This is a genomic window from Streptomyces sp. CLV115, from assembly GCF_038448545.1.
Lineage (GTDB): Bacteria > Actinomycetota > Actinomycetes > Streptomycetales > Streptomycetaceae > Streptomyces > Streptomyces sanglieri.
In genome coordinates, this window is sequence record NZ_JBCEWQ010000369.1 from 1 (window position 1) to 573 (window position 573).

1 protein-coding gene is annotated in these 573 nt (G+C 67.4%); it reads right to left on the reverse strand.

Annotated elements, in window-relative coordinates; translation table 11 throughout:
* On the reverse strand, nt 1-573 hold a 573-nt coding region (locus tag AADR41_RS43095; RefSeq protein WP_342287773.1), incomplete at both ends, for a 2-oxoacid:acceptor oxidoreductase family protein.

Sequence of the window (573 nt, forward strand, 5' to 3'; positions counted from 1 at the left end):
CCAGATACAGCGGCAGGTCCGCCTGCCGGGACGCGGCGACCAGCCCGTAGGACAGTGCCAGGTTCCCCGAGATGTTGCGGTACGTACCCGCCGGGAACGCCTGCGAGGCCGGTGCCACCTCGTAGGAGACGGCGAAGTCCTCCGTCGTCTCCCCGAAGTTCCACCCCGCCCGGAACGCCGCCACGTTCGCCTCGGCGATCTGCGGCTTCTTCGCGAACTTCGCCCGCAGGAACGCCTCGGTCCCCTCGGTCGGCCGGTGATACATCCACGAGAGCAGACCCAGCGCGAACATGTTCTTCGACCGCTCGGCCTCCTTCCGTGAGAGCCCGAACTCCTTCAGCGCCTCGATCGTCAGCGTCGTCAGCGGCACCCGGTGCACGCTGTACGCCTCCAGCGACCCGTCCTCCAGCGGACTGTCCGCGTAGCCGACCTTCGCCATCGGCCGTTTGGTGAACTCATCGGTGTTCACGATGATTTCCGCGCCACGCGGCACATCACCGATGTTCGCCTTCAGCGCGGCCGGGTTCATCGCGACGAGCACGTCCGGCGCGTCACCCGGCGTGAGGATGTCAT